The organism is Azonexus sp. MM2026_4, from assembly GCF_055901855.1.
This window is the reverse complement of sequence record NZ_CM148380.1, coordinates 4,324,122-4,347,606: the sequence shown is the minus strand read 5'-3', so window position 1 is coordinate 4,347,606 and position 23,485 is coordinate 4,324,122. Positions and strand designations below refer to the sequence as shown.

Annotated in this window: 23 protein-coding genes; 17 read left to right on the top strand and 6 right to left on the bottom strand. The window is 65.3% G+C overall.

The genetic code is table 11. The features are described from left to right. The first annotated feature begins 73 nt into the window (after positions 1-73). The 12 genes from AC0KWY_RS20560 to AC0KWY_RS20505 all read left to right on the top strand — a co-directional run bounded on the left by AC0KWY_RS20560 (position 74) and on the right by AC0KWY_RS20505 (position 14,625). Positions 74-3,043 carry a type VI secretion system Vgr family protein gene (locus tag AC0KWY_RS20560; protein ID WP_474027352.1) on the top strand — a complete coding sequence of 990 codons (2,970 nt, stop codon included), beginning with the start codon at positions 74-76 and terminating at the stop codon, positions 3,041-3,043. 6 nt (positions 3,044-3,049) lie between these two features. Continuing rightward, a complete protein-coding gene (locus tag AC0KWY_RS20555; RefSeq protein WP_474027351.1) occupies positions 3,050-4,711 on the top strand; it encodes an esterase/lipase family protein in 1,662 nt (553 codons plus the stop codon). A gap of 122 nt (positions 4,712-4,833) precedes the next feature. After that, positions 4,834-5,841 carry a T6SS immunity protein Tli4 family protein gene (locus AC0KWY_RS20550; RefSeq protein ID WP_474027350.1) on the top strand — a complete coding sequence of 336 codons (1,008 nt, stop codon included), beginning with the start codon at positions 4,834-4,836 and terminating at the stop codon, positions 5,839-5,841. A 216-nt stretch (positions 5,842-6,057) separates the two neighbouring features. Next, positions 6,058-7,059, top strand: coding sequence for a 3-oxoacyl-[acyl-carrier-protein] synthase III C-terminal domain-containing protein (locus tag AC0KWY_RS20545; RefSeq protein ID WP_474027349.1), 1,002 nt, complete (start codon positions 6,058-6,060; stop codon positions 7,057-7,059). Beyond that, positions 7,056-8,069, top strand: coding sequence for an NAD-dependent epimerase/dehydratase family protein (locus AC0KWY_RS20540; RefSeq protein WP_474027348.1), 1,014 nt, complete (start codon positions 7,056-7,058; stop codon positions 8,067-8,069). The genes AC0KWY_RS20545 and AC0KWY_RS20540 overlap by 4 nt, the downstream gene beginning before the upstream one ends. Then, positions 8,062-8,868, top strand: coding sequence for an MBL fold metallo-hydrolase (locus AC0KWY_RS20535; RefSeq protein WP_474027347.1), 807 nt, complete (start codon positions 8,062-8,064; stop codon positions 8,866-8,868). The genes AC0KWY_RS20540 and AC0KWY_RS20535 overlap by 8 nt, the downstream gene beginning before the upstream one ends. A gap of 356 nt (positions 8,869-9,224) precedes the next feature. Further along, a complete protein-coding gene (locus tag AC0KWY_RS20530) occupies positions 9,225-9,416 on the top strand; it encodes a hypothetical protein (RefSeq protein WP_474027346.1) in 192 nt (63 codons plus the stop codon). Beyond that, a complete protein-coding gene (locus AC0KWY_RS20525) occupies positions 9,413-10,693 on the top strand; it encodes a F390 synthetase-related protein (RefSeq protein ID WP_474027345.1) in 1,281 nt (426 codons plus the stop codon). Before AC0KWY_RS20530 ends, AC0KWY_RS20525 begins: the two co-directional genes overlap by 4 nt. After that, a complete protein-coding gene (locus tag AC0KWY_RS20520) occupies positions 10,690-11,304 on the top strand; it encodes a phosphatase PAP2 family protein (RefSeq protein WP_474027344.1) in 615 nt (204 codons plus the stop codon). Before AC0KWY_RS20525 ends, AC0KWY_RS20520 begins: the two co-directional genes overlap by 4 nt. After that, entirely contained in the window at positions 11,301-12,413 is a 1,113-nt protein-coding gene (locus AC0KWY_RS20515) for a sterol desaturase family protein (RefSeq protein ID WP_474027343.1), read from the top strand. The genes AC0KWY_RS20520 and AC0KWY_RS20515 overlap by 4 nt, the downstream gene beginning before the upstream one ends. After that, positions 12,410-13,522, top strand: coding sequence for a fatty acid desaturase family protein (locus tag AC0KWY_RS20510; protein ID WP_474027342.1), 1,113 nt, complete (start codon positions 12,410-12,412; stop codon positions 13,520-13,522). Before AC0KWY_RS20515 ends, AC0KWY_RS20510 begins: the two co-directional genes overlap by 4 nt. Beyond that, positions 13,519-14,625 carry a fatty acid desaturase family protein gene (locus AC0KWY_RS20505; RefSeq protein WP_474027341.1) on the top strand — a complete coding sequence of 369 codons (1,107 nt, stop codon included), beginning with the start codon at positions 13,519-13,521 and terminating at the stop codon, positions 14,623-14,625. Before AC0KWY_RS20510 ends, AC0KWY_RS20505 begins: the two co-directional genes overlap by 4 nt. A gap of 135 nt (positions 14,626-14,760) precedes the next feature. On the opposite strand, the gene AC0KWY_RS20500 is transcribed toward AC0KWY_RS20505, so the two are convergent. The 5 genes from AC0KWY_RS20500 to AC0KWY_RS20480 all read right to left on the bottom strand — a co-directional run bounded on the left by AC0KWY_RS20500 (position 14,761) and on the right by AC0KWY_RS20480 (position 18,553). Continuing rightward, a complete protein-coding gene (locus tag AC0KWY_RS20500; RefSeq protein WP_474027340.1) occupies positions 14,761-15,273 on the bottom strand; it encodes a hypothetical protein in 513 nt (170 codons plus the stop codon). 81 nt (positions 15,274-15,354) lie between these two features. Next, the gene (locus tag AC0KWY_RS20495; RefSeq protein WP_474027339.1) at positions 15,355-15,651 is read right to left on the bottom strand and encodes a hypothetical protein; all 297 of its coding nucleotides are present in this window, start codon (positions 15,649-15,651) and stop codon (positions 15,355-15,357) included. Positions 15,652-16,120: 469 nt separating this feature from the next. After that, the gene (locus tag AC0KWY_RS20490; RefSeq protein WP_474027338.1) at positions 16,121-16,666 is read right to left on the bottom strand and encodes an NADAR family protein; all 546 of its coding nucleotides are present in this window, start codon (positions 16,664-16,666) and stop codon (positions 16,121-16,123) included. 321 nt (positions 16,667-16,987) lie between these two features. Beyond that, entirely contained in the window at positions 16,988-17,860 is an 873-nt protein-coding gene (locus AC0KWY_RS20485; RefSeq protein WP_474027337.1) for a DUF2726 domain-containing protein, read from the bottom strand. A gap of 9 nt (positions 17,861-17,869) precedes the next feature. Beyond that, complete coding sequence (locus tag AC0KWY_RS20480; protein ID WP_474027336.1) at positions 17,870-18,553, bottom strand: aspartate/glutamate racemase family protein; 684 nt, start codon at positions 18,551-18,553, stop codon at positions 17,870-17,872. Positions 18,554-18,747: 194 nt separating this feature from the next. Here AC0KWY_RS20480 and ccoN point away from each other — a divergent pair, with 194 nt between their 5' ends. Both ccoN and AC0KWY_RS20470 read left to right on the top strand, forming a co-directional pair. Beyond that, entirely contained in the window at positions 18,748-20,166 is a 1,419-nt protein-coding gene (gene ccoN / locus AC0KWY_RS20475) for a cytochrome-c oxidase, cbb3-type subunit I (protein ID WP_474027335.1), read from the top strand. Positions 20,167-20,174: 8 nt separating this feature from the next. Beyond that, entirely contained in the window at positions 20,175-20,354 is a 180-nt protein-coding gene (locus AC0KWY_RS20470; protein ID WP_474027334.1) for a CcoQ/FixQ family Cbb3-type cytochrome c oxidase assembly chaperone, read from the top strand. A gap of 46 nt (positions 20,355-20,400) precedes the next feature. Here AC0KWY_RS20470 and AC0KWY_RS20465 read toward each other — a convergent pair whose 3' ends face one another. Beyond that, positions 20,401-21,072 carry a glutathione S-transferase family protein gene (locus tag AC0KWY_RS20465; RefSeq protein ID WP_474027333.1) on the bottom strand — a complete coding sequence of 224 codons (672 nt, stop codon included), beginning with the start codon at positions 21,070-21,072 and terminating at the stop codon, positions 20,401-20,403. Positions 21,073-21,269: 197 nt separating this feature from the next. Between AC0KWY_RS20465 and AC0KWY_RS20460 the strand changes: the two genes are divergently transcribed. From AC0KWY_RS20460 to urtA, 3 genes are all read left to right on the top strand, one after another. After that, positions 21,270-21,785: a phasin family protein gene (locus AC0KWY_RS20460; protein ID WP_474027332.1), complete on the top strand. Its 516-nt coding sequence runs from the start codon at positions 21,270-21,272 to the stop codon at positions 21,783-21,785. A gap of 72 nt (positions 21,786-21,857) precedes the next feature. After that, positions 21,858-22,052: a hypothetical protein gene (locus tag AC0KWY_RS20455; protein WP_474027331.1), complete on the top strand. Its 195-nt coding sequence runs from the start codon at positions 21,858-21,860 to the stop codon at positions 22,050-22,052. 124 nt (positions 22,053-22,176) lie between these two features. After that, a complete protein-coding gene (gene urtA / locus AC0KWY_RS20450) occupies positions 22,177-23,439 on the top strand; it encodes an urea ABC transporter substrate-binding protein (RefSeq protein ID WP_474027330.1) in 1,263 nt (420 codons plus the stop codon). The last annotated feature ends 46 nt before the right edge of the window (positions 23,440-23,485 follow it).

Genomic DNA, 23,485 nt, shown 5'->3' with positions numbered 1-23,485 from the left:
AGCACAACATATTCCATTGTCACATGACGACATCTTCGCTATCCTTCCGGCTTCCCATTCCGTCGTCACCGCCATGTCCATCGACCTCGTGCGCAACCTGTTCTCGAGCGACACGCGCCTGTACGCGCTGTCCTGGCGGGACGAGGGGATGCCGCAACTGGAAGTCGAATGCTGGTGGGGGCGGGAGAGTCTGTCGGGCGGATTCGAATACGTCATCGACCTCGTCGCGCCGGACGCCCGGCTCGGCCAGTCGCGTTTCCTCGGCAAGGCGCTGGCGCTTGACGTCCGGCTGGCCGACGGCAGCACCTACAAGCGCCACGGCTACGTGCGCTGGGCGGCGACGCTCGACGCCGACGGCGGTTTCGGGCGCTACCGGCTGATCGTCATTCCCTGGCTCTGGCTGACTTCGCGCGGCCGCCATCACCGGGTCTTCCAGGAACGCACCGTGGTCAACATCGTCGACACCGTGTTCGCCGACTACGCCGACGTCGCCGCCTGGCAATGGGCCGACGAGGTCGCCGGCTTCCTCGCCGACACCCGGCCGCGCAGCTACTGCGTGCAGTACAACGAATCCGACTACCAGTTCGTTTCCCGCCTGCTTGCCGAGGAAGGCCTGGGCTGGCGCGTCGAAGCCGACGACGCGGCGCCCGGTGGCCACCGCCTGACGATCTTCGCCGACAGCCGCCTGCTGCCGCAGGACCCGGTGTCCGCCAGCGGCCTGCGCTACCACCGCAGCGACTCACAGGAAGCCCAGGACGCCATCCTCGCCTTCGGCGAACACCGCCGCCTGCTCGCCGCCAAAACCACGCTGCTGTCGCACGACTACAAGGCCAAGCGCGCCATCGCCGCCAGCGTGCCGACGGCGCAGCCGATCGGCGGCGCCAACGCGCCAGCCCTCGAGAACTACGACGACGCCGGCCCCTACGCCTTCGCCAGCCTGGCCGAAGCCGAACGCTACGGGCGGCTGACGATGGAAGCGCACGAAGCCCGCTACCTGACCTGGCTCGGCCGCGGTACCGTGCGCAGCCTCTCCGCCGGCACCTGGATCGCCATCGGCGACCTGCCGCGCACCGGCGATCACCGCTACCTGGTCTGCGAGGTCAGCCACGCCGGCATCAACAACCTGACCGCCGCCGCCATGGCCCGCCTCGCCGAACGCCTGCGCCTCCCGCAGAACCTCGGTCAGGACGACCCGCTCTCCGGCGGCGACGCCGTCGAACCGGTCGCCGCCTCCGAACGCCTTCCCGCCGAACTCCTCGAACTCGCCCGCGAACGCGGCTACGGCAACGCCTTCACCGGCCTGCACGCCGATCTCCCCTGGCGGCCGGCGCTTACCGACGACACCGGCCTACGCCTCAACCCGCGCCCCACCGCCCCCGGCCCGATGACTGCCACCGTCGTCGGCCCCAACGGCGAACAGAGCCCGGAAGGCGCCGACGAAATCTGGTGCGACCGCTACGGCCGGATCAAGATCCGCTTCCCCTGGCAACAAGCCGAACGGCCGGACGACCGCGACAGCTGCTGGATGCGCGTCCTGCAACGCCAGGCCGGCCCCGGCATGGGCTGGCAATGGCTGCCACGGATCGGCCAGGAAGTACTGATCGACTTCCTCAACGGCGACATGGACCGCCCCTACGTCCTCGGCGCCCTCTACAACGGCAAGGGCGCCGGCGGCGTCCCCGCCACCCCGGGCGGCCGCCCGGGCGAAAGCGACGCCAGCGTCTTCGACCCCGCCACCGACCACCGCCCGGCCGGCCAGGGCAACCTCGCCGGCGGCAACAGCCCCGCCTGGCACGGCGGCGCCAGCCACAGCCACCGCCACCCGGCCGCGCTCGGCGGCTTCAAGAGCAAGGAATTCGGCGGCCAGGGGTTCAACCAGCTAGTGATGGACGACAGCGACCGCCAGCAACGCATCCAGCTCAAGAGCACCCAGCACAGCAGCGAACTCAACCTCGGCCACCTCATCCACCAAGCCGACAACTACCGCGGCAGCTTCCGCGGCACCGGCGTTGAACTCCGCACCGACGCCTGGGGCGCCCTACGCGGCGGGCGCGGCGTACTGATGAGCACCTGGCCGCTCGCCGCCCCCGGCACCCCGGCCGGCGACTTCGCCCCCGGCATGGCGCTGCTCAGACAAGCCGACACCCTGGCCCGCACCCTCTGCCAGGCGGCGAAGACCCACCGCACCGTCGAACTGTCCAGCGCCATCGGCAGCAACGCCGCCGAACAAAGCGCCATCGACCAACAAGCCGCACCGATCAAGGCCCTGCACACCGTCGCCAGCGGCATGGTCGATGCCAAAGACGAAAGCCAGGCCAACGCCGACGCCCAGGCCAAGACCACGACGGCCGACACCGACAAACGCCCGCACCCGACCGACCCGGCGATCCTGCAAGCCGCCCGCGCCAACTTCGCCCACGTCGCCGGGCAGAACCTGCAATACGCCAACGACGAAACCACCACCTTCGAGAGCGGTGAAGACAGCAACCTCGCCATCGCCGGCAAGGCCCGCCTCCACACCGGCCAGGCCATCGGCCTGGTGGCCGGCGCCATCCGCCCCGGCGAAGGCAACACCGGCATCAAACTGATCGCCGCCAGAGACGACATCGACCTGCAGGCGCAGAGCGATGAAATGAAGTTCCAGGCCAAACAGGACCTCAGGATCGTCTCCGCCAATGCCCACGTCGACTTCGCGGCGGCGAAGAAGATTCATCTGGCGGTCAAGGGCGGCGCCTCAATCACCATCGACGGCGGGATTACCGTGCAGTGCCCGGGGACGATCACGGTGCATGCGAGCAAGAAGAAGTTCTCGGGGCCGACGAGCTTGAGTCGGGAGATGAACAGCTGGCCGAGCAGCAGTTTCGACGAAGAACTCGTCTTGCGCTGGCCGTATGACAACTCGCCCGTTGCCAACAGGCGTTTCGAGATCGCACGGGCAGACGGCAGTTTGATACGGGGAGTGACCGATGGAAAAGGAAGTACCGGACTGCAGAAAAGCCTGTTTCTCGAAAACATACAGTTCCGTTTGTTGCCCGAGGAGTGATTTGCGGTGAGCCAAACGAAAGAGCGCCAAATTCCCGTCAGCTACGACCGGCGAGGCGATCCGCACTGGTCTTCGACCATGAGCACGCCTGACGACTCTCTTGGCGTCTGCCAAATGGTGCCCGACCGCATCATTCCGGTGATCTTCGTGCCTGGCGTGATGGGATCGAACCTCATCAGCAAGGATGGCGCCAAGTGGTTGATGGATTCCCCTGAATCCCTGCTGGCAGGCTGGATCGCCCGGGGGCCGAAAGCTCGCAAGCGCCATTTGCGTCCCGAGGTGACTGATGTCTATGATGGCGGGAAGCTGCCAACGGGCACTGGATATACGGAGGAGGAACTCAAGCGACGGGGCTGGGGCGAAGTGGGCGCATACAGTTATGAGAGCTTCCTCATCTGGCTGGAAAGCAACCTCAACGACTACGAAAACGCCAAGAACGGCCAGCGTCATAACCTGATCGGCCAAGCTCTGGGGGCGATGACGGGCGAGGAGGCACTGAAGGCCGAAGAAGTCGCCTTGAGCTATCGCTACCGGTTTCCGGTGTTTGCCTGTGGGTACAATTGGCTTGCAGACAACCGTGTCTCAGCCAAACGATTAAGCGGCAGGATCAATGAGATCATCGCCCGCTACAAAAGAGAAAAGAAGAAGTGCGAGAAGATCATCATCGTCACCCACTCGATGGGTGGCTTGGTCGCACGCTGTTGTTCGGAACTGCTCAAGGATGATGCGGGCGTGCCGATGCGGGACAAGATTTTCGGCATCTCGCACGGCGTCATGCCCACCATCGGTGCTGCGGCAACCTACAAGCGAATGAAGACCGGCGCCGAGATTCCTCCCAGTGATAGCTGGTTCGGAGGAATCTCCGCCAAGATTACTGCAAAGCTACTGGGCGAAGATGCCGCCGAAATGACGGCAGTGCTGTCTTCAGCCCCTGGTCCGCTGCAATTGCTGCCGACACCGGAATACGGCAATGGCTGGCTGAAGATCAAGGACGGTGCGCAGGAGTACAGCTATCCAACGAACGGCGACCCTTATGGTGAAATCTATACCGTGCGCGGCAAGTGGTGGAGCATGTGCGAAGACACCCTGATCAATCCGCTGAACATCGAGTCTGATCCGACAAAACGGCAGGCGCAGATCGATAAGGATTGGAATGTGTATGCCGGTCTAATCAAGAGTGCCGTCAAAGCATTACATACCGACTTGGCTGATCAGTATCACCCCAATACCTTCGCCTTCTTTGGCAGTGCCAGCAGATTTCTTTCCTATGGCAGCGTGGGCTGGACCAGCAAGCGCAATCCTCACTCTATTCTGCAGGGCGGCGCTTCAAGCTCCGTCAACGTGCTTGAGGCAAAACCTGACATAGTCCTGGGCCGCGAAACGAAGAGCGAGCGCATCGTCCTGGCCAAGCCTACCGACCAGCGCGACAAGCGGGAACAACTCAGGCTGTTCGCTCTCGATCCGCCGGACGAAAACGGCGACGGCACAGTGCCCCATCGATCCGGAGTCGCCGCCAGGAGCGGCGTCAAGTCGATTCTTCAGGTTGTCGCGGGGCATGAACCGGCCTACAAGGAGGGACCGGAACTTGACCGGGTGCGCAGTTTCACCCTGCGTGCGATCGTAAAAATTGCTCAAGAAGTCACCAAGACCAGCTTGCGTTACGAATGACGGAAACTATGCGAACAACCAGAACAAGGGCTCGCTACGTTGCCTGGCTATTGCTTTGTGCTGTGGCGCTTGCCGCTTGCGAGCCGGCTCCTTCCAAGATGACTGAACAGGAAGCAACCAGAATGAAGAAAATCACTCAGAACATGACGCCTCGCTGTATCGGTCGCTATCTCATCGAGATGCCGGCGGCCTTTGTTTTGAACAGTCAGTTCAGCGTTACCATCGAAGGCGTCTCCATTGAGATCAAACCGATGACTCAGGCCGCATTCTCGGCGCAATTCAATAGCCGTTACGCCAAATATGCCGCCACAGTTCTCCCCGGGAAACTGAAGGCACCAAGACTTAGGGCTGCACTAGACATTCCAGGCTCGCCTACTGGTGCCGTATTCGACCTAGCCAAAGAGGAATATGGCAGCGACCGGATGACAAGACTTCTCGAAGCTTTTGGCTGGAAAGCTGGATTTGCAATACAGCTTCAGATTGTCGCGACAGATACAACGTTTCCGGAAGACGCGAATGATTCAATTGCCAAACAACTGCATACCGACCTTCCCGAAAAACTCGCCCACCTGCTCGGCATGTACGAACGCGTCCGCGGTCGGGCCGACAATGAAGTTCCGACCGAGCAAGGTGTATGCATCCACAACGGTTTCGTTCTCGGTCCGCCTTCCGATGAAGAAGAGGTTCTGGTTTCCTATCACCTGAAGGACAGCCAGGACGTGTATTTCAGCCTCGAAACCGCTTCCAATTTCCGCGAGGACACGAACCTGCTGGATCGCGGTCGGCAGATCGAAGCCGGTGCCGCCGAGGCCGACGGTCATACGGTGCGCAAAGGCCGCCACGAGGCGCACGGGATCAAGTACGACGAATGGTTGCTGACCGGGAAAACGACCGACCGGGTCAAGGGGCAGCTCTTTAGCTTCGAGGCCAACAGCAAGCTCGGTAACGCCAAGGCGCCGATCATCATGATCACCTTCCACAACGGCTACCGGATCCCCGCCGCCCCGAGAACGATGGAGGAGTCGGCGGTCCTGCCGGAAATCACGCAGGCTACCTTGAGCGAGGCCGAATCGGTGGCCTTGTGGGACGCGGTCATCCCGACCCTGCGGCCTCGGCCTGGCGCCTTCTGACGAGCAAGGCCATCGCGTCAGCAAGCATGAACCTGCGCTCCGTGAACCGTGAACGAAGCCAACGCAATCCCATACTCTCGAAAAACTGCTCGCCGGAATAAGCCAAGGGAAAAGTCTGCCCCCCTTCCGCTTTGAGCGATCAGACGCCCGGCAATTGCCACCCGCCTATAGGCATGGCATATTCCGGCCGCGCCGCGCGCTCCTTGCAAAGGTTTCATGAAAAATCCCCCCGCCGTCAGCCTGCCCCTGAAGATTCTCTCCACCGGCCACGCCCTGCCGCCCAACCGGGTCGATTCCAGCGAGCTCGACCGCCGCCTGGGCAGGAGACCCGGTTATGTCGAAAAGCGTTCGGGCATCGCCTGCCGCTACCACGCCAGCGCCGACGCCAGCCAGAGCGAACTTGCCGCGGCGGCGCTCAACGACGCGCTGCGCCGCGCCGACCTCGACCCGGCGTCGGTGGACCTGCTGCTCTACGCCTCGGCAATCGCCGTCCAGGCGCTGCCCTTCAGCGCCGCCCATGTCCTGCGCGCCAGCCGGCTGCCGGCCGGCACCGCCGCCTTCGACATCAACGCCAGTTGCGTCAGCTTCATCCAGGCTTTCCAAGTGGCGGCAGGACTGCTCAACGGCGGCGCCTACCGGCGCATCGCCATCGTCTCTGCCGATCTCGCGTCGCGCGGCATCGACTGGAACGACGAGGAATCGGCGCTGATCTTCGGCGACGGCGCCGCCTGCGCCATCGTCGAACGCGGCGACGGCAGCAGCGGGATCATCGCCGGCCTGCTCGAAACCTATCCGGAAGGCATCGAATACTGCGAGATCCGCGCCGGCGGCACCCGCCGCAACCCGCGCGCCGGCATCGCCGACAGCGATTTCCTGTTCCACATGGACGGCCGCCGCATCTTCCGCCAGGCCTCGGCGCTGATCGAGGATTTCTTCCGTCGCCTGCTGGCGCGCAGCGCGCTGCAACTGGCCGACCTGGCGACGGTGATCCCGCACCAGGCCAGCCACCTGTCGCTGGAACACATGCGCCGCCGGCTCGGGGTGCCGAATTTGGCGCTGATCGACATCTACCGCGAACGCGGCAACCAGGTCGCCGCCTCGATCCCCAGCGCGCTGCATGTGGCATTCAGCAGCGGCCGCCTGATCCCGGGCCGGCCGGCGCTGCTGATCGGCACCGCCGCCGGGCTGACGCTGAGCGGCCTCACCTTCCTGCCATGAACTACCTGGTTACCGGCGCCACCAGCGGGCTCGGGCGCAACGCCGCCGAGTGGCTGCTGGCGGCCGGTTTCAAGGTGCGTGCCAGCGGCCGCGATTTGCCGGCCGGCGCCGCACTGGCCGCCCGCGGCGCCGAATTCGTGCCGCTCGACCTGGCGCTGGCGTCGCCCGCCGAGTGCGCGGCGCTGCTCGCTGGTGTCGACGCGGTCTGGCACTGCGCCGCGCTGTCGGCGCCCTGGGGCGACCCGGCGGCGTTCAGGGCCGCCAACTTCGACGCCACGCAAAAGCTCGCCGCAGCGGCCGGCGAACGCGGGCTGCCGCGCTTCGTGCAGGTGTCTACGCCATCGATCTATTTCGATTTCCAGCACCGCCACGCCGTCAGCGAAGATTTCCGCGCCGCGCGCTTCGCCAACGCCTACGCCGCCAGCAAGTACGCGGCCGAGCAGGCGATCCGCGAACTCGCCGCCCGCCATCCCGCCACCCGCTACACGATGCTGCGCCCGCGCGCGCTGTTCGGCCCGCACGACCGCGTCATCCTGCCGCGCCTGCTGCGCCAGATCGAACGCGACGGCGGCGTTCTGCGCCTGCCACGCGGCGGCGTCGCCGTGCTCGACCTCACTTACATCGGCAACGTCGTGCACGCGCTGCAGCTCGCCACCACCCAGCCGCATCTACCGAACGCAGCTGTCTACAACATCAGCAACCACGAACCGGGCCGCCTGATCGACCTGCTCGACCGCCTGCTGCGCGAGGAAATGGGCCTCGCCTACCGCCTGCAGGCGCTGCCCTACCCGCTGCTGCACGGCGTCGCCGCCGGCATGGAGGCCATCGCCGCCATCACCCGGCGCGAACCGCCGCTGACCCGCTACAGCGTCGGCGCCGTCAATTTCGACATGACCCTCGACAATCGCCGCGCCATCGCCGAACTCGGTTACCGGCCGATCGTCCCGCTGGCCGAGGGCATCCGCCGCACCGCCGCCTGGCAGCGCGGCAAGGAGGCGGTCGATGGCTGAGCTGACCGCCTTCACCGTCGGCTACTGCACGCACCCGGCCGGCATGGCGCTGCGCGGCGCCGCCTGGCGGGTCTGCCGCTTTCCCGCGCGCGCCTACCTGCTTGGCGTCGGCGGCCGCCACTGGCTGTGGGACACCGGCTACGCCGAGCATTTCCGCCAGCACACCAGCGCCGGCATCTTCCGCCTCTACGCGGCGATCACGCCGGTGCATTTCGCCGCCCACGAGGCGCTGCTCGGGCAACTGCAGGGCGTCGGCCTGACGCCGCGCGACATCAGCGGGCTGCTCCTCTCGCACTTCCACGGCGACCACATCGCCGGCCTCCACGACTTCGCCGCCACGCCCTGCATCTGCTCGGGCGAGGGCTGGCAGCGCACGCGCGGCCTGCGCGGTTTCGGCGCGCTGCGCCGCGCTTTCGTGCCGGGGCTGATCCCGGCCGACTTCGAGACGACGCTGCAATTCGTCGAAAGTTTTCCGCTGGTCCGACTGCCGGCCGAACTGGCGCCCTTCGAATGGGCCTGGGCACTGCCGGAGAGCCGCAACGAAATCCTGCTCGTCCCGCTACCCGGCCACGCTGCCGGCCAGATCGGCGCCTTCGTGCACACCGCCGACGGCTGGACCCTGCTCGCCAGCGACGCCGCCTGGGCGCCGCAGGGCTACCGCGAGCAGCGCGGCCCTGCCCGCCTCACCCACCTGCTGATGGACGACCGCGCCGCCTATTACGACACCCTGGCTCGCCTGCACGCGCTGCATCGCGGCGGCAAGGCGCGCATCCTGCTGTGCCACGAGGGAGAACTGTGAACGACCGGCCCGCCCTGCCATTGCACCAGTCCGGCCGAGCGCCCGCCGGCTCCGGCTGCCGACTTCAGCGCCCCACCCTTGCCAGCATGCGCCCGTGGGAACCAGCCAAGCGGCGTACTTCCGTGGAAAGCCGTCCAGGCCCGGCACGCGTCTGCAATAACCCGCCGCGCGATCACGCTGACCGCGCCATGGCATTACCCGGGCGCACGACGCCTGCAATTCGCTCACCGCACCGCGCTGCCCGCCCAGCAGGGCCGGCAGTTGCGGAATTACCCGCGGTTTCAGCGCCTTACACCGGCCAACGTAGCTCCGTGGAAAGCCGCGCCAGCGAACACGCGTCGTTGGAATACCGCCGCATGATCGCGCCGAGCATGCGCTGGCGCTACCTGCGCACGCGGCGCCTGCAGTTTGCCAACCGCGCTGCGCTGCTCGCCCACCAGGGCCGGCAGTTGTGGCGTTACCTGCGGCTTCAATGCCCTACGCCGGCCAACGTAGTTCCGTGGAAAGCCGCGCCGGCGGGCGCGCGTCGTTGGAATACCGCCGCATGATCGCGCTGACCACGCTCTGGCACTACCTGCGCACGCGGCGCCTGCAGTTTGCCGACCGCGCCGCGCTGCTCGCCCACCAGGACCGGCAGTTGCGGCGTTACGCGCGGCGCGTGCTGGTGCGCAGCCCCTATTTCGCGCGCTGCGCCGAACTGCCTTTCGCCGACTGGCCGACGATGGACAAGGCGCTGATGATGCAGCATTTCGACGCCATCAACACCGCCGGCCTCAAGCGCGACGAACTGCTGGCGGTGGCGCGGCGCAGCGAGGCCGAGCGCGACTTCACGCCGCGCGTCGGCCGCTACAGCGTCGGGCTGTCGTCCGGCACCTCGGGGCAGCGCGGGCTGTTCGTCGTCAGCCCGCGGGAGCAGGCGGCCTGGGCCGGCGTCATGCTGGCGCGCCTCTTGCCCGACGGACTGACCGCCGGCGAGCGCGTCGCCCTCTTCCTGCGCGCCGACAACCACCTTTATCACAGCGTCGACAACCGCTGGTTGAGCCTCGCCTTCCACGACCTGTTCGCGCCCTTCGCTGCGCAGTGCGCGCGCCTGCAGGCGGAGCGGCCAAGCATCGTCGTCGCGCCGGCGCAGGTGCTGCGCGCGCTGGCGCTGGCGGTGCGCGACGGCAGCCTGAACATCGCCCCCAAGCTGGTGATTTCGGTCGCCGAAGTGCTGGAGCCGGCCGACCGGGCGCTGCTCGGCGAAGTCTTCGCCAAAGTCGGCGAGGTTTACCAGGCGACCGAGGGTTTCCTCGCCGCCACCTGCCCGCAAGGCACGCTGCACCTGAACGAGGAATTCCTGCGCATCGAGCCGCAGTGGCTGGACGATCAGCGCTTCACGCCCTGGGTCACCGACTTCACGCGGCAGACCCAGCCTATCGTCCGCTACCGCCTCGACGACGTCCTGGTACGGCGCGCCGAGCCCTGCCCCTGCGGCCGCGCCGGCCTGGCGCTGGCGGCGATCGAGGGGCGTTGCGACGACCAGTTGCAACTGCCCGGCGCCGACGGGCAAGTCAAACCGGTGTTCGCCGACCTGTGCAGCCGCCTGATCGCCAACGCCCTGCCGCTGACCGCCGACTACCGGCTCGAACAGCACGGTGCCGACCGCCTGCAACTGACCGCCGATTGCCCCCTGGCCGACATCGAGCGCTGCCGCGCGGCGCTGATCGCCGGTTTCGCCCGCCAGGGCGTCGCCGTCGCCGCCTTGCACTGGCAGCTCGCCAGCCAGCCGCTGCCTGCCGATTTCCGGCACAAGCGGCGGCGCATCCGGCGCCTCGCCTCATGACCAGCACCGCATTCCGGCTGCGCCAGATGCTCTTCGGCTGGGGCGGCGTCGGCGTCGTCTACAACCTCAGCGACCGCTTCCAGGGGCCGGGTCTGGTCCTCGAACCCGGCGTCATCGACCGCCTGATTCCCTACAGCCCGCACGCGGTCTGGCCCTACCTGTCGTTCTTCCTGATCGTCCCGCTCGCCTTCCTCGCCTGCCCGGCCGAGCGCCTGCGCTGGCTGCGCAGCGCTTTCCAGGTGGCGGCGCTGGCCGCCGGCGCAGTCTTCATGCTGTGGCCGACCACCCTCGCCTATCCCGATTATGCCGCCGCCGGCCTCAGCGGCACGCTGCTCGCCGGGCTGCTCGCCGTCGATTCGCCGCAGAACTGTTTTCCCTCGCTGCACATGGCGCTGACCACGCTCGCCATCCTCGCCCTGCACGATCCCCGGCGGCCGCTGCGCAGCCTGCTGCTGTGGGCGTGGGGCGCGCTGATCGGCCTTTCCATCCTGCAGTTGCGCCGCCACCTCGCCATCGACCTGGCGGCCGGCGTCGCCCTCGGTTTTGCCGCCGCCTGGCTGTGCCGGCGCTGGCTCGCCCCCGCCACCCTGACGCAAGGAGCCCCGTCATGAGCGAACTCGCCTGGCCCATCGCCTGCATGCTGATCCTCGTTTTCGGCGAAGCGCTCTTCCTGCAGTGGAGCGGGCGCCAGTCGGTGAACTGGCGCGATGTCGTCTTCAACATCGATTCCGGCCACCTCATGCTGTGGCTGTTCCGCGGCCTCGAGATCACCTGCTACGGCTACGTCGCCGCGCACTGGAGCTTCAACCTGCTGGCCGCCTGGCCGCCCGTTGCGCTCTGGCTGTTCGCCTTGCTCGCCTGGGATTTCGGCTTCTACTGGCTGCACCGCCTGCACCACCAGTGGCCGCCGTTCTGGGCCGTACACCTGATCCACCACCAGGGCCGGCATTTCAACCTCTCGCTCGGCGTGCGCAATTCCTGGTATTCCTCGCTCACCTCGATTCCCTTCTTCCTGTTGCTGGCGCTGCTCGGCGTGCCGCTATCGGTGTTCGTCGCCGTCTCGATCCTCCATTACAGCGTGCAGTTCTACAACCACAACGCGCTGGTACCGCGCCTGCGCTGGCTGGAAGCGATCCTGATCACGCCGGCCCTGCACCGCGTCCATCACGTGAACGAAGCGCGCTACTGCAACAGCAATTTCGGCGGCAGCTTCTCGTTCTGGGACCGCCTGTTCGGCAGCCTGGAACGCGAACTGCCGGCCGCCCCGTTCAGCTACGGCGTCGGCCACGAGGCGCCGCCAGAAAACCCCTTCTGGGCGAGCAACCTGCCTTTCCTGCGCCTCCTGGGCGGCAGCGCCGGCACCACGCCGGCAGCCCGCTTCGCCTGCGCCGACTGGGCGATCGCCAGCGGCGCCCTGCTGTTGTTCGCGCTGGTCATCGGCTACGTTGACCGCTACGGCTACGGTTACGGCGCCGTCGATGTCGCCCAGGTCGTGCTCTTCGCGCTGCTCGCCGGCGGCGCGGTGGTCCTTGGCGGCATGGCCGAAGGCCGCCGCTGGGCGCCGTTCGCCTGGCTGGCACTTTGCCTCGCCCTGCCCGCCGCCTGGCTGGGCGGCCTACGCTGGTTTGCCGGGGTCTGGCCGTGGCTGATGCTGCCGCTGGCAGTGCACGGGCTGCTACTGGCGCTTGGCGTCGGCCGCCGGCCGGCGAGCGCCGCATGAGGACGCTGCCGCCGCTCTGCTACGCCGCGCCCGACAGCAGCGGCGAGGTGGCTTTCGAACAGGCGCTGCAGGCGCGCGCCCGCGGCTACCTGTCGGCGCGCGGCGACCATCGCCACGCCGATGGCGCCCACCTGTGCAAGGCAGCGCTGCTCGCCGCCGCCTGCCTCGCCTGCTACCTGCTCAGCCTGACGGCCGGCACCGCCAGCGGCTTCGCCAGCGCCTACCTGGCGGCCATCGCCGTCTGCATGCTGCTCAACATCGACGTCAATCACGACGCCTCGCACAACGTCTTCCTGCGCAGCCGGCGCGGCAACCGCGTCGTCGGCCGGCTGGTCACGCTGCTGCTCGGCATCGACCCCGATTACTGGCGGGTGCGCCACGTCGATTTCCACCACCGCTACCCGAACATCGAACACTACGACCTCGACACCGAGGAAAACGGCATCTTCCGCCAGACGCCCTTCCAGCGCTGGCGGCCGCACATGCGCCAGCAGCACCGCTACTGGCCGCTGATCGCCGCGCTGTCGCTGACCTGGATCGCCTGGGTGTTCGACTGGCGCGACCGCCTTGGCCGCACGCCGCTGCGCCAGCATGGGCTGTTGCCGGGAAGCGGCGGCTGGGCGCTGTTCCTGGCCTCCAAACTCGGCCACCTGCTGTTCGCGCTCGGCCTGCCGCTGGCCGCCGCCAGCGCTCACGGCCTGGGCTGGCAACTGGCGCTGGCCTGCTACCTGGCGGGGCAGATGGCCGGCTCGCTGCTCCTCGTCTTCCTGCTCCTCGGCACCCACTGGGCGCAAGCCGCCTTCTACCCGGCGCCGCCCGACGGCCGCCTGGCGCAGGGCTGGCACCGGCACAATTTCGCCACCGCCTGCGACTGGCTGCCGACGCCGCGCTGGCTGCAGTGGGGCATGGGCGGCCTCAACCTGCACCTCACCCACCACCTCTTCCCCGGCTGGCACCACCGCCACTACCCGGCGCTGGCGGACATTGTCGCCCGCACCGCCGCCGAACACGGCCTGCCCTACCGCTGCCTCGGCTACCGCCAGTTGCTCGCCGGCCAGCGCCGCTTCCTGCGCGAGATGGGCCGCCAGCCACTCGGAGAAAGCGGATGAAGACAGCTCCGCCGCTGCATTTCGGGCGCGACGACCAGGCGCTGCGCGCCGCCCTCGACGCCGCCGCCGGTGACTGGCTGGCCGCCCGCAACGACCACCGCGGCGCCGACGCCGGCATGATCGGCAAGCTGCTGCTGCTCGTCGCCATCGCCGCCACCGCCTACGCCAGCGCGCTGACGCAGGCCACGGCCGCCGGCTTCGGCATCGCCTACTTCGTCTATGTCGCCGCCGCCATGCTGCTCGCCATCAACGTCGTGCACGACGCTTCGCACAACGCCTTCCTGCGCAGCGCCCGCGGCAACCGCTGGCTCAACCGCCTGGTCAGCCTGCCGCTCGGCCTCGACCCCGAATGCTGGCGGGTGCGCCACGTCATCTTTCACCACCCCCGCGTCAACGTGCAGGGCCACGACCTCGACATCGAGGAAAACGGCGTCCTGCGCCAGACCCCGCACCAGCGCTGGCGGCCCTTCATGCGCTGGCAACGCTGGTACTGGCCGCTGGTGGCGGCGATGACCTTCCCCGCCATCATCTGGTCCTTCGACTGGCTCGACCGCGCCGGCCGCACCCCGGTCGGCGCCCGCATGGCGACGCCGGGCTGGCGCGGCTGGGCCGGCTTCCTGCTGGCCAAGGCCGCCCACCTGACGCTGGGCATCGGCCTGCCGCTGTATTTCTGCGGCGGGCGGATCGCCCCCGCCACCATCCTGCTCGCCTATTTCCTCAGCCTGAGCGCCGCCTCGCTGCTCTTCGTGCTGCTCATCCTGGGCACCCACTGGGCCAAGGGCCGCTTCTTCGCCGCCCCGCCCGACGGCCGCTTCGCCCACGGGCGCTGGGAACACCAGTTCCTCACCACCTTCGACTGGCAGATCACCCCCGGCTGGCTCGGCTACTGGCTGGGCGGCATGAACCTGCACCTCACCCACCACCTCTTCCCCGACTGGAGCCACCGCCACTACCCGGCGCTGGCCGACCTCATCGCCCGCCTCGCCCCCGAACACGGCATCCCCTACCAACGCCCCGGCCTGCGCGGCTTCCTGCGCGAACAACAGGCTTTTCTTGGGCGGATGGGGGCGGGGCCGGATGGGGATACCGGCGGACGGGAATAAGCACAGCCGGGGGAACGGGCGTTGATCGTGCGTGTGAGACGGCACCCGACCCTATTCGAACGTAGCCTGCGTTATTAGGCTACCGCTCAGAGCGATGATAGTAAGCAGACGCCGAGCGAGGTGGATAAAAGCAGCTTACAGGCGGGTGCTCACCGGTCCTGACGACTGGGTGGTCAGCCTTTGAGGGAGCCAGACATAGCGAATGTCCTCACATTCAATGATCCAAGTTGCGCCGCCGATTTCAATCTCGTGCAGCACCCTCCCGTTATCCGAGAGCCGGATTTCGTCGTAGCCCCAATCGCCATGGTTGGGGTAATTCGAATTGATCGAGTAGTGTTGAACATTCACGTACTCGATTTCGATATAGCCGTCGTGATAAGCGCCCAGCAGGCGCACTTTGATATGGGCCTGCCGGTTCTCCTGCCTTTCGCTTGAGGCTGTTTCAAAGACGAGAATGGATTCGACCCAGGCGTCGTGAGGTGCTCTATGGTCCGTGAAGTCATGATGCCAATCGGCCAAGGCAAATTCACGTGCCGAGTCAGGTAATTGGTCTGAGACAGAAGCCAAATATTCCCTGTAACGACGCCACGATTCAGTGAATGCCACGACTGAATTTTGACTCCCATCTTTACGCAATACGAAGGCCATGAGAATGAAGACTAATCGGAAAAAAGGAAATAATTGATTGGGAACAATTGATGGACCTCGATTTGTTCCACGCAAAGCGAACTAGCGATTGGTGAAAACCTCGAAGCCAAGGCCAATTGCAGCCCCCAGGGCGACGAACAGAACAAACAGGCTGCCAGACTTGAGCAGTTTGGCACGAAACAAGTTTCCGTCATCCGTAAAGAACCAGGAAGAAAAAATTGAGAATGGGACGTACCGTCCCCACTCGCGGCCCGGGCGAAACCGAGGCATGACCTTAAACATGTAGTACGCGGCAAAGCACCAACTGATAACGCCACCCACCCAACAGAGAACAAAGGTGGCGAGGACGAGGTAGGCAACAAGCGGAAGATCGTTCATTCGGACTAAGAGACCCTGAATTGAATACGCCGGACGGCAAAAAGCGTAGCCATTTTGAACTCAAGTGGGTTGTCATTTTGAACGTTGAAGTCATGGAGATAGCCAATGGGCGGTATGAATGACTTGGTTTTTGTCGTTGAACTCTACCGACCATGCCTGAATGCCCTTGAGAACTGGATGCTCCCACCATACTCTGAACGCACAAGGCGTACTGCAGGATTGGGATGACATGGCATACCGCAGAAATGGTTGGGCTGGGTACTCGACGAGGTTTGGCTTACCGAAGCGCTCGACGACAAGGGAGTACGGTTCACCATTTGTGGTAGCCCTAAAGGCTTGCTCGTACCGAGACTCAATGTATGAGCAAGCTGCCACTCCCACGACAGATATTGCCAGTAGCGATAACACAATGAACTTCGCGGGGTTCTTCATGACGCCCAATTCTCTTGAAGGGGCTGTATACGTCGGATCATGCACCTCGACGAACCTCCATCAGGGCGAACCCCAAGAGGTTGAGCCCTTTCCATTGGTTTGGGTCGTTAATCATTTCATCGTCTTGGGCAAGACCTATACCCCAGACACTATCAACCGGACTTGCCTCAACGAGAACTCGCGTACCGGTTTGTTGGAGAAACTGACCGAGTTCCGGGTTCTGAGAGAACTTGGCCTTGTTTGCGCGAACAACGATTGAATATCGATGCTGTAACCAGACTTCCTCTTTGAAGCCGCGAACTTGACGGCCGAAAGCTTTGGCTGCGCCCGGGGTGGGCGCCTGCAGCACCTGGGCTTTAGTTGATTCGTCTCCAAAGAGCGCTGCCTTTTCGGCCATCATGAAATGCTCTGCCGTCGGATACAGATTTCCATCAATGGTAAATGGAGCGTCATACCATTGACTAAAGCACGAAGCCGTTACTCCGTGCTTGCTGCGCTGATGCCCCCAGAAGAACACGAACTTGAACTTCTCGCCGACATTGAAGCGATTTCGAAGTTCTTCAACAAGTTTGGTGTCGTCCACGTGCCCTCCTATCAAACATTACAAGGCTGCAGAAAAAGTCTCTTCATGCCCGGATCGTGCCTTGAAGCATATGGAATATCAAGGCGTCAATCCTCGTCGGATTTTGCGGAGCGGCGCCAAGCGCACTAGACGTGCCCCCCCACGTTTCCTCGCACCAGATCCGGCGAGGCAGTTGCTGCCAGAGATTTTCGAGTACGCGGCGCATCACCTGTTCGAGATGCGACCTCATCAGGCAACACTCGGCACCGCGATGATTATTCGAAGACTTGAGATACAGCCCATAGAGCTTTCATCCAATACACCGCCCCAGCCCACCACGAACTACGCCGCCCCCTCTCCCAGCCACCCCTTGCGCGCAAACTCGCGGCGGATTTCCGGGGCGTCCGGCATGGCTTCCACGCGCCAGCGGATCAGCGGGATGTTGGCGTCCTGCAGGCTTTTTTCCTTCTTTTCGTCGCGGCGCCGCGCTTCGTCCTTTTCGTGGCTGGGGTCGTCGAGTTCGATCGCTGACAGGATGGACATGTCCTGCCGGCGGCAGACCAGGAAGTCCACGCGCTGCTGGCCGATACGGTTCTGCCAGCGGTGGCTGTTGCTGTAGAAATCGCTGCCGGCCCGCTGTCTGTCGATCCGGATGAACGAGGCCAGCGGCGTTTGCGGGAAGATTTCGCATTCCGGCAGGGCGGTCTTGAGGCGCTCGTACAGGGTCAATTCATACGGGCTCATCACCGGCGCTGCCTGATAGGGCAGAACTTCATCCGGCGGCGGCGCCGACGCGAGGAGCGGTTCGCGGGCCGGGCGGGCAGACGGAACTGGCCTGGCGCTGCGGCGCTTCAGCCCGCCGACCAGGAAGGCAACGAGGATGGCGAAAACGCCGATGGGGAGCAGCGTTTCCTGGATGCCTTCGAGACCGGCGCTTGCCGGCGGCTGGGCCGGGAGATTCTGGCGCGGTTTGGCGAGTGACGGGCTAGGTTCCGCCGCGGGCTTTGCCGTCGTTTCCGGTGGCGGCGCCAGCCTGGCGGGCGGTTCGGCAATGCCGGCTTCGCGGGCGAGTTGCTCGCAACTGAGGTTGGTGATGATGCTGCGGCCGTTGATCTGGCAGCGCCGCGTTTCGCCGGCCTGCGCCACTTGGGTGGCGAGGAGGATCAGCGCGGCCAGTCCGAGGCAACGCTGGCGGTCAGTTCTGCTGCGCTTCATCGCCGGTTCTCAGTCTGCGCAGCAGCGGCGGCAGATCGCCTCGACATGGATGGCGGTCGTGTTGAGGAAGGGGATGTCGGCGTCGCCGTCGTGCAGGAGCAGCGGGAGTTCGGTGCAGCCGAGGATGATGGCGTCGAGCTGATGGCGCGCCTGCAAGGCGCGGATGATGGCGAGGAATTCCTGCCGGGTCGTCGCGTTGAAGATGCCGTGCTCGATTTCGTTGACCAGGCGAGCGTGGATGCGCTGCTGTTCTTCGGGTTCGGGAACGAAGATGGCAAGGCCGTCGCCGGCGAAGAAGCCGGCTTGCATGGTGAAGGCGGTTCCGAGCAGGCCGAGGCGCCGGTAACCGGCGGTGCGGGCGGCGGCGAGCGTGGCGTCGACGATGCTGAGCAGCGGGATCGGCGACTGGGCTTGCACCTGGTCGAACACGACATGCGGCGTGTTGGCCGAGAGGACGGCGAATTCGGCGCCGGCCGCGTGCAGCGCGCGGACCTTGCCGGCCAGCCAGGCGGCGAGCGCTTCCCGGTCGCCGGCCTCGACCATGGCGAAGAGGCGGGTGATGTTGACGCTGACGATGACGATTTCCGGTACGGCCAGGCTCTGGTTGCGGGCGTGGAAGTGGTCGACGATGCGCTTGTAGTAGTCGATCGTCGCTTCCGGCCCGAGGCCGCCGATGATGCCGATGGTTTGCAAATTTCTTCCTTTGCGTTTTCGGGAATTCCGCCGGGATTGTAGCGACAAACCCGCTGTCATTGCCCGCCGGCGGCCGCCGCAAAAACACCCGGAAACTGGATTGAACCTTTTCCCCGGGCCGCCCACCAAACGCGGTCCGGCGCTGCGTCCAGGCGCAGCCGGGGGGATTTCACCAACAACAGGGAATGGGGTTCATGTCCAACATCACGAATTACAACGACAAGGTCGTCCGGCAGTTTGCGGTGATGACCGTCATCTGGGGCATCGTCGGCATGCTGGTCGGCGTCGTCATCGCCGCGCAACTGGTCTGGCCGGAACTGAACGTGGGGCCGTATTTCCACTTCGGCCGCCTGCGCCCGCTGCATACCAACGCGGTGATCTTCGCATTCGGCGGTTGCGCGCTGTTCGCCACGTCGTATTACGTGGTCCAGCGCACCTGCCACACCCGGCTGTGGGGCGGGCCGCTGATCCCGTTCACGTTCTGGGGCTGGCAACTGGCGATCGTCCTGGCGGCGATCACGCTGCCACTCGGCATCACCAGCAGCAAGGAGTACGCCGAGCTGGAATGGCCGATCGACATCCTCATCGCCCTGGTCTGGGTGGCTTACGCGGTGGTCTTCTTCGGCACCATCGCCCGCCGCACGGTCGGCCACATCTACGTGGCGAACTGGTTCTACGGCGCCTTCATCATCGCCGTCGCGCTGCTGCACATCGTCAACAGCGCCGCCGTGCCGGTGTCGCTGACCAAGTCCTACTCGATGTACGCCGGCGCACAGGATGCGATGGTGCAGTGGTGGTACGGCCACAACGCGGTCGGCTTCTTCCTGACCGCCGGCTTCCTCGGCATGATGTACTACTTCGTGCCGAAACAGGCGGGCCGCCCGGTCTATTCCTACCGGCTGTCGATCGTGCATTTCTGGGCGCTGATCTTCACCTACATGTGGGCCGGCCCGCACCACCTGCACTACACCGCGCTGCCGGACTGGACGCAGTCGGTCGGCATGGTCTTCTCGCTGATCCTGCTGGCGCCGTCGTGGGGCGGCATGATCAACGGCATCATGACGCTGTCGGGCGCCTGGCACAAACTGCGCGACGATCCGATCCTGAAATTCCTGGTCACCTCGCTGTCGTTCTACGGGATGTCCACCTTCGAAGGGCCGATGATGGCGATCAAGTCGGTCAACGCGCTTTCGCACTACACCGACTGGACTGTCGGCCACGTCCATTCCGGGGCGCTGGGCTGGGTGGCGATGGTGTCGATCGGCTCGATCTACTTCCTGCTGCCGCGCCTCTTCGGGCGCCGCGAGATGTACGCGCCGGGCCTGGTCACCGTGCATTTCTGGCTGGCGACCATCGGCACCGTGCTCTACATCGCCGCGATGTGGATCGCCGGCGTCATGCAGGGCTTGATGTGGCGCGCCATCAACGCCGACGGCACGCTGGCCTACAGCTTCGTCGAAGGCGTCAAGGGTTCCTACCCGTTCTGGGCGATCCGCTGGCTGGGTGGTGTCTTCTTCCTCACCGGCATGCTGCTGATGGCCTGGAACATGTTCCGCACCATCGCCGCCGGCAAGATCGAAGCGGTAGCGGTGATTCCGGCCGCCCAGCACTGAGAACGCCGATGAGCTTCGACCTGCTGCTGCCGGCTTACACCCTGCTCGCCTTCTTCGGCTTCCTGGCGATCTGCGCCTGGGCCTGCGACGGCGCCCGCGACGGCGATTTCTCGGCGGCCGCGGACTTGCCCTTCAGCGATCCGGAAGCCGAAGCGGAACGGCGCCGGGCGCTGCTCACCGGCCGCTGAGCCGGAATGCAAACGGGGGCCGCGGCCCCCGTTTTTCGATGGGCGCTCAGCGCGCCCCGCCGTAGTCGTCGGCCAGGCAGTCGTAGTGTGCGTGCGCCTCGCTCTCGAGCAGCGCCGCGGCCTGCCATTCGCGCATCGCCGGGTGGTTGAGCAGGGTTTCCTGCCAGGCGGCGGCGACCGGCGGCAGCGCCACGTTGTAGATGTTGAAGCGGCAGGCGACCGGCGCGAACATCGCGTCGGCGATCGAGAAATCGCCGAACAGCCACGGCCCCTCGCCGATGGCGAAGTATTCGCGGGCCTCTTCCCAGATTTCGACGATGCGGTCGATGTCGCGCTGCACTTCCGGCGTCGCCGGCTTGCCCTTGAGGCGCAGCTTGAGGTTCATCGGCATCGCCCGGCGCAGGTTCATGAAGCCCGCGTGCATTTCGGCGCAGACGCTACGCGCCCGGGCACGCGCCCGGGTGTCGGCCGGCCACATGCGCGGTTCGCACTCGGCCAGGTATTCCGCAATGGCCAGGCTGTCCCAGACCTGGAAGCCGTCGTCGTGCAACGCCGGGACGCGGGCGTTGCCGGCGATCGGCTTGAGCAAGGCGTTGTAGTCGCGGCCGGCAACCGACACCAGGTGCTCGGCGAAGGGAATGGAAAAATGCTTGAGTAGCAGCCAGGCGCGTAGCGACCAGGACGAGTAGTTCTTGTTGCCGATGTAGAGGTCGTACATGGGTTTTCCTTTCGGGGGATGCCAGTGCCTTGGCGATCGCCATCAATGATAAGGGCATGAGCGGCGATAAACCAAGGGCGACACAAAAGTGCGTTTGCCGGGATCAAAATTATTTTTGTTGCAGTGCACAAATTCCTTGCCGAGCAGGATATACTGAGCTTGAAATTCATCGATAACCCGTTTTCCAGGAGACAGCAATGTCCATCACCCCCGAGCAATTTGCCGCGGCCAACAAGGCCACCGTTGATTCCCTGCTGTCTGTTGCCAACTCGGCACTGGCTTCCGCCGAGCGCATCGCCGCGCTGAACCTGAACACCGCCCGTGCCGCCCTGGAAGACAGCGCTGCCGGCGTCAAGTCGGTGATGGAAGCCAAGGACCCGCAAGCCGCCCTGGCCGCCCAGAAGGCGCTGGCCCAGCCGGCGATCGAGAAGGCTGTTGCCTACTCGCGTTCGGTCTACGAAATCTCCACCCAGACCCAGCAAGAACTGGCCAAGATGGTCGAAACCCAGTTCAGCGAATTCCAGAAGTCGATCAGCAACATGGTTGATCTGGCCGCCAAGTCCGCCCCGGCCGGTTCCGAAGGTGCCGTTGCCGCCGTGCAGAGCGCCATCGCCGCCGCCAACTCGGCCTTCGGCAACATGAACGCGATGGCCAAGCAGTTCGCCGACGTCGCGCAGAAGAACATCGCCGCCGCGATGAAGCAAGGCAAGTAAGCCAGCCACTCCCGGCGCGAAAAGCCCCGCGCGACCCGCGGGGCTTTTTTTCACCCACGAACAGGAAGCCCCATGTCCGAATCCGGCCAGGACCCCGAACTCGATCGCCTGCTGCACGCCGCGCTCGGCGGCATGACGCCGCAGGAAGCCCTGATCGCCGCCGCGCGCGCCGACGCCGAGAACGTCGAAGAGAAGGCTGCGGCGATCGCCAGAAACCGCGAACGGGCGCTGAAGCTGCTCGCCGCCCTGGAAAAATCGCTCGGCTGAACGAGCGCTGCGTACCCTACGCAATCTGACGTATTTGCCGGCGCGGCCGGCCTCCTTAATCTGACGTTGCACCGCAGCAAACGGTTTTCCCGAATCGTTCAACCCCTCAGATCCAGGAGCACTCATGAGCACTCGTCGCAACTTCATCAAGGCCACCGTCCTGGCCGCCGCCCTCTCCTCCATCGGCATGACGGCGTACGCCGCCGACACGATCAAGGTCGGCATCCTGCACTCGCTGTCCGGCACCATGGCGATTTCCGAAACGGCGCTCAAGGAAACGGCGCTGATGACCATCGCCGAAATCAACGCCAAGGGCGGCGTCATGGGCAAGAAGCTCGAACCGGTCGTCGTCGATCCGGCTTCCAACTGGCCGCTGTTCGCCGAAAAGGCCCGCCAGCTGCTGACCCAGGACAAGGTCGCCGTCACCTTCGGCTGCTGGACCTCGGTATCGCGCAAGTCGGTCCTGCCGGTGTACAAGGAACTCAACGGCCTGTTGTTCTACCCGGTCCAGTACGAAGGTGAAGAACTCGAGAAGAACGTCTTCTACACCGGCGCCGCGCCCAACCAGCAAGCCATCCCGGCAGTCGAATACCTGATGTCCAAGGACGGCGGCGAAGCCAAGCGCTTCGTGCTGCTCGGCACCGACTACGTCTATCCGCGCACGACCAACAAGATCCTGCGCGCCTTCCTGAAGTCGAAGGGCGTCGCCGAAGCCGACATCATGGAAGAGTACACCCCGTTCGGTCATAGCGATTACCAGACCATCATCGCCAAGATCAAGAAGTTCGCCGCCGAAGGCAAGAAGACCGCCGTCGTCTCCACCATCAACGGCGACTCCAACGTGCCGTTCTACAAGGAACTCGGTAACGCCGGCCTCAAGGCCACCGACGTGCCGGTCGTCGCCTTCTCGGTCGGCGAGGAAGAACTGCGCGGCGTCGATACCAAGCCGCTGGTCGGCCACCTGGCTGCCTGGAACTACTTCCAGTCGCTGAAGAACCCGGAAAACACCAAGTTCATCAAGATGTACAAGGACTGGGCCGCCAAGCAGAAGCTGCCGAACGCCTCCACCGTCGTCACCAACGATCCGATGGAAGCCACCTACATCGGCATCCACATGTGGGCGCAGGCGGTCGAGAAGGCCAAGTCCACCGACACCGACAAGGTGATCGCCGCCATGGCCGGCCAGTCGTTCAAGGCGCCGTCGGGCTTCACGGTGAAGATGGACGAGAAGAACCACCACCTGCACAAGCCGGTGTTCATCGGCGAAGTGAAGGGCGACGGTCAATTCAACGTGGTCTGGAAGACCAAGGGCCCGGTCCGCGCCGCCCCGTGGTCGCCCTACATCCCGGGCAACGACAAGAAGAAGGACGTGCCGGAAGGCAAGTAAGCCAGCTTTTCCTGGACGAAGAACAAACGGGGCCGCGGCCCCGTTT

What these genes read in the sequence shown, in the direction of transcription:
- AC0KWY_RS20560 (WP_474027352.1), top strand. Translation starts at nt 74, where the DNA reads ATGTCCATCGACCTCGTGCGCAACCTGTTCTCGAGCGACACGCGCCTG.
- AC0KWY_RS20550 (WP_474027350.1), top strand. Translation starts at nt 4,834, where the DNA reads ATGAAGAAAATCACTCAGAACATGACGCCTCGCTGTATCGGTCGCTAT.
- AC0KWY_RS20545 (WP_474027349.1), top strand. Translation starts at nt 6,058, where the DNA reads ATGAAAAATCCCCCCGCCGTCAGCCTGCCCCTGAAGATTCTCTCCACC.
- AC0KWY_RS20540 (WP_474027348.1), top strand. Translation starts at nt 7,056, where the DNA reads ATGAACTACCTGGTTACCGGCGCCACCAGCGGGCTCGGGCGCAACGCC.
- AC0KWY_RS20535 (WP_474027347.1), top strand. Translation starts at nt 8,062, where the DNA reads ATGGCTGAGCTGACCGCCTTCACCGTCGGCTACTGCACGCACCCGGCC.
- AC0KWY_RS20530 (WP_474027346.1), top strand. Translation starts at nt 9,225, where the DNA reads ATGATCGCGCCGAGCATGCGCTGGCGCTACCTGCGCACGCGGCGCCTG.
- AC0KWY_RS20525 (WP_474027345.1), top strand. Translation starts at nt 9,413, where the DNA reads ATGATCGCGCTGACCACGCTCTGGCACTACCTGCGCACGCGGCGCCTG.
- AC0KWY_RS20520 (WP_474027344.1), top strand. Translation starts at nt 10,690, where the DNA reads ATGACCAGCACCGCATTCCGGCTGCGCCAGATGCTCTTCGGCTGGGGC.
- AC0KWY_RS20515 (WP_474027343.1), top strand. Translation starts at nt 11,301, where the DNA reads ATGAGCGAACTCGCCTGGCCCATCGCCTGCATGCTGATCCTCGTTTTC.
- AC0KWY_RS20510 (WP_474027342.1), top strand. Translation starts at nt 12,410, where the DNA reads ATGAGGACGCTGCCGCCGCTCTGCTACGCCGCGCCCGACAGCAGCGGC.
- AC0KWY_RS20505 (WP_474027341.1), top strand. Translation starts at nt 13,519, where the DNA reads ATGAAGACAGCTCCGCCGCTGCATTTCGGGCGCGACGACCAGGCGCTG.
- AC0KWY_RS20500 (WP_474027340.1), bottom strand. Translation starts at nt 15,273, where the DNA reads ATGGCCTTCGTATTGCGTAAAGATGGGAGTCAAAATTCAGTCGTGGCA.
- AC0KWY_RS20495 (WP_474027339.1), bottom strand. Translation starts at nt 15,651, where the DNA reads ATGAACGATCTTCCGCTTGTTGCCTACCTCGTCCTCGCCACCTTTGTT.
- AC0KWY_RS20485 (WP_474027337.1), bottom strand. Translation starts at nt 17,860, where the DNA reads ATGAAGCGCAGCAGAACTGACCGCCAGCGTTGCCTCGGACTGGCCGCG.
- ccoN (WP_474027335.1), top strand. Translation starts at nt 18,748, where the DNA reads ATGTCCAACATCACGAATTACAACGACAAGGTCGTCCGGCAGTTTGCG.
- AC0KWY_RS20470 (WP_474027334.1), top strand. Translation starts at nt 20,175, where the DNA reads ATGAGCTTCGACCTGCTGCTGCCGGCTTACACCCTGCTCGCCTTCTTC.
- AC0KWY_RS20465 (WP_474027333.1), bottom strand. Translation starts at nt 21,072, where the DNA reads ATGTACGACCTCTACATCGGCAACAAGAACTACTCGTCCTGGTCGCTA.
- AC0KWY_RS20460 (WP_474027332.1), top strand. Translation starts at nt 21,270, where the DNA reads ATGTCCATCACCCCCGAGCAATTTGCCGCGGCCAACAAGGCCACCGTT.
- AC0KWY_RS20455 (WP_474027331.1), top strand. Translation starts at nt 21,858, where the DNA reads ATGTCCGAATCCGGCCAGGACCCCGAACTCGATCGCCTGCTGCACGCC.
- urtA (WP_474027330.1), top strand. Translation starts at nt 22,177, where the DNA reads ATGAGCACTCGTCGCAACTTCATCAAGGCCACCGTCCTGGCCGCCGCC.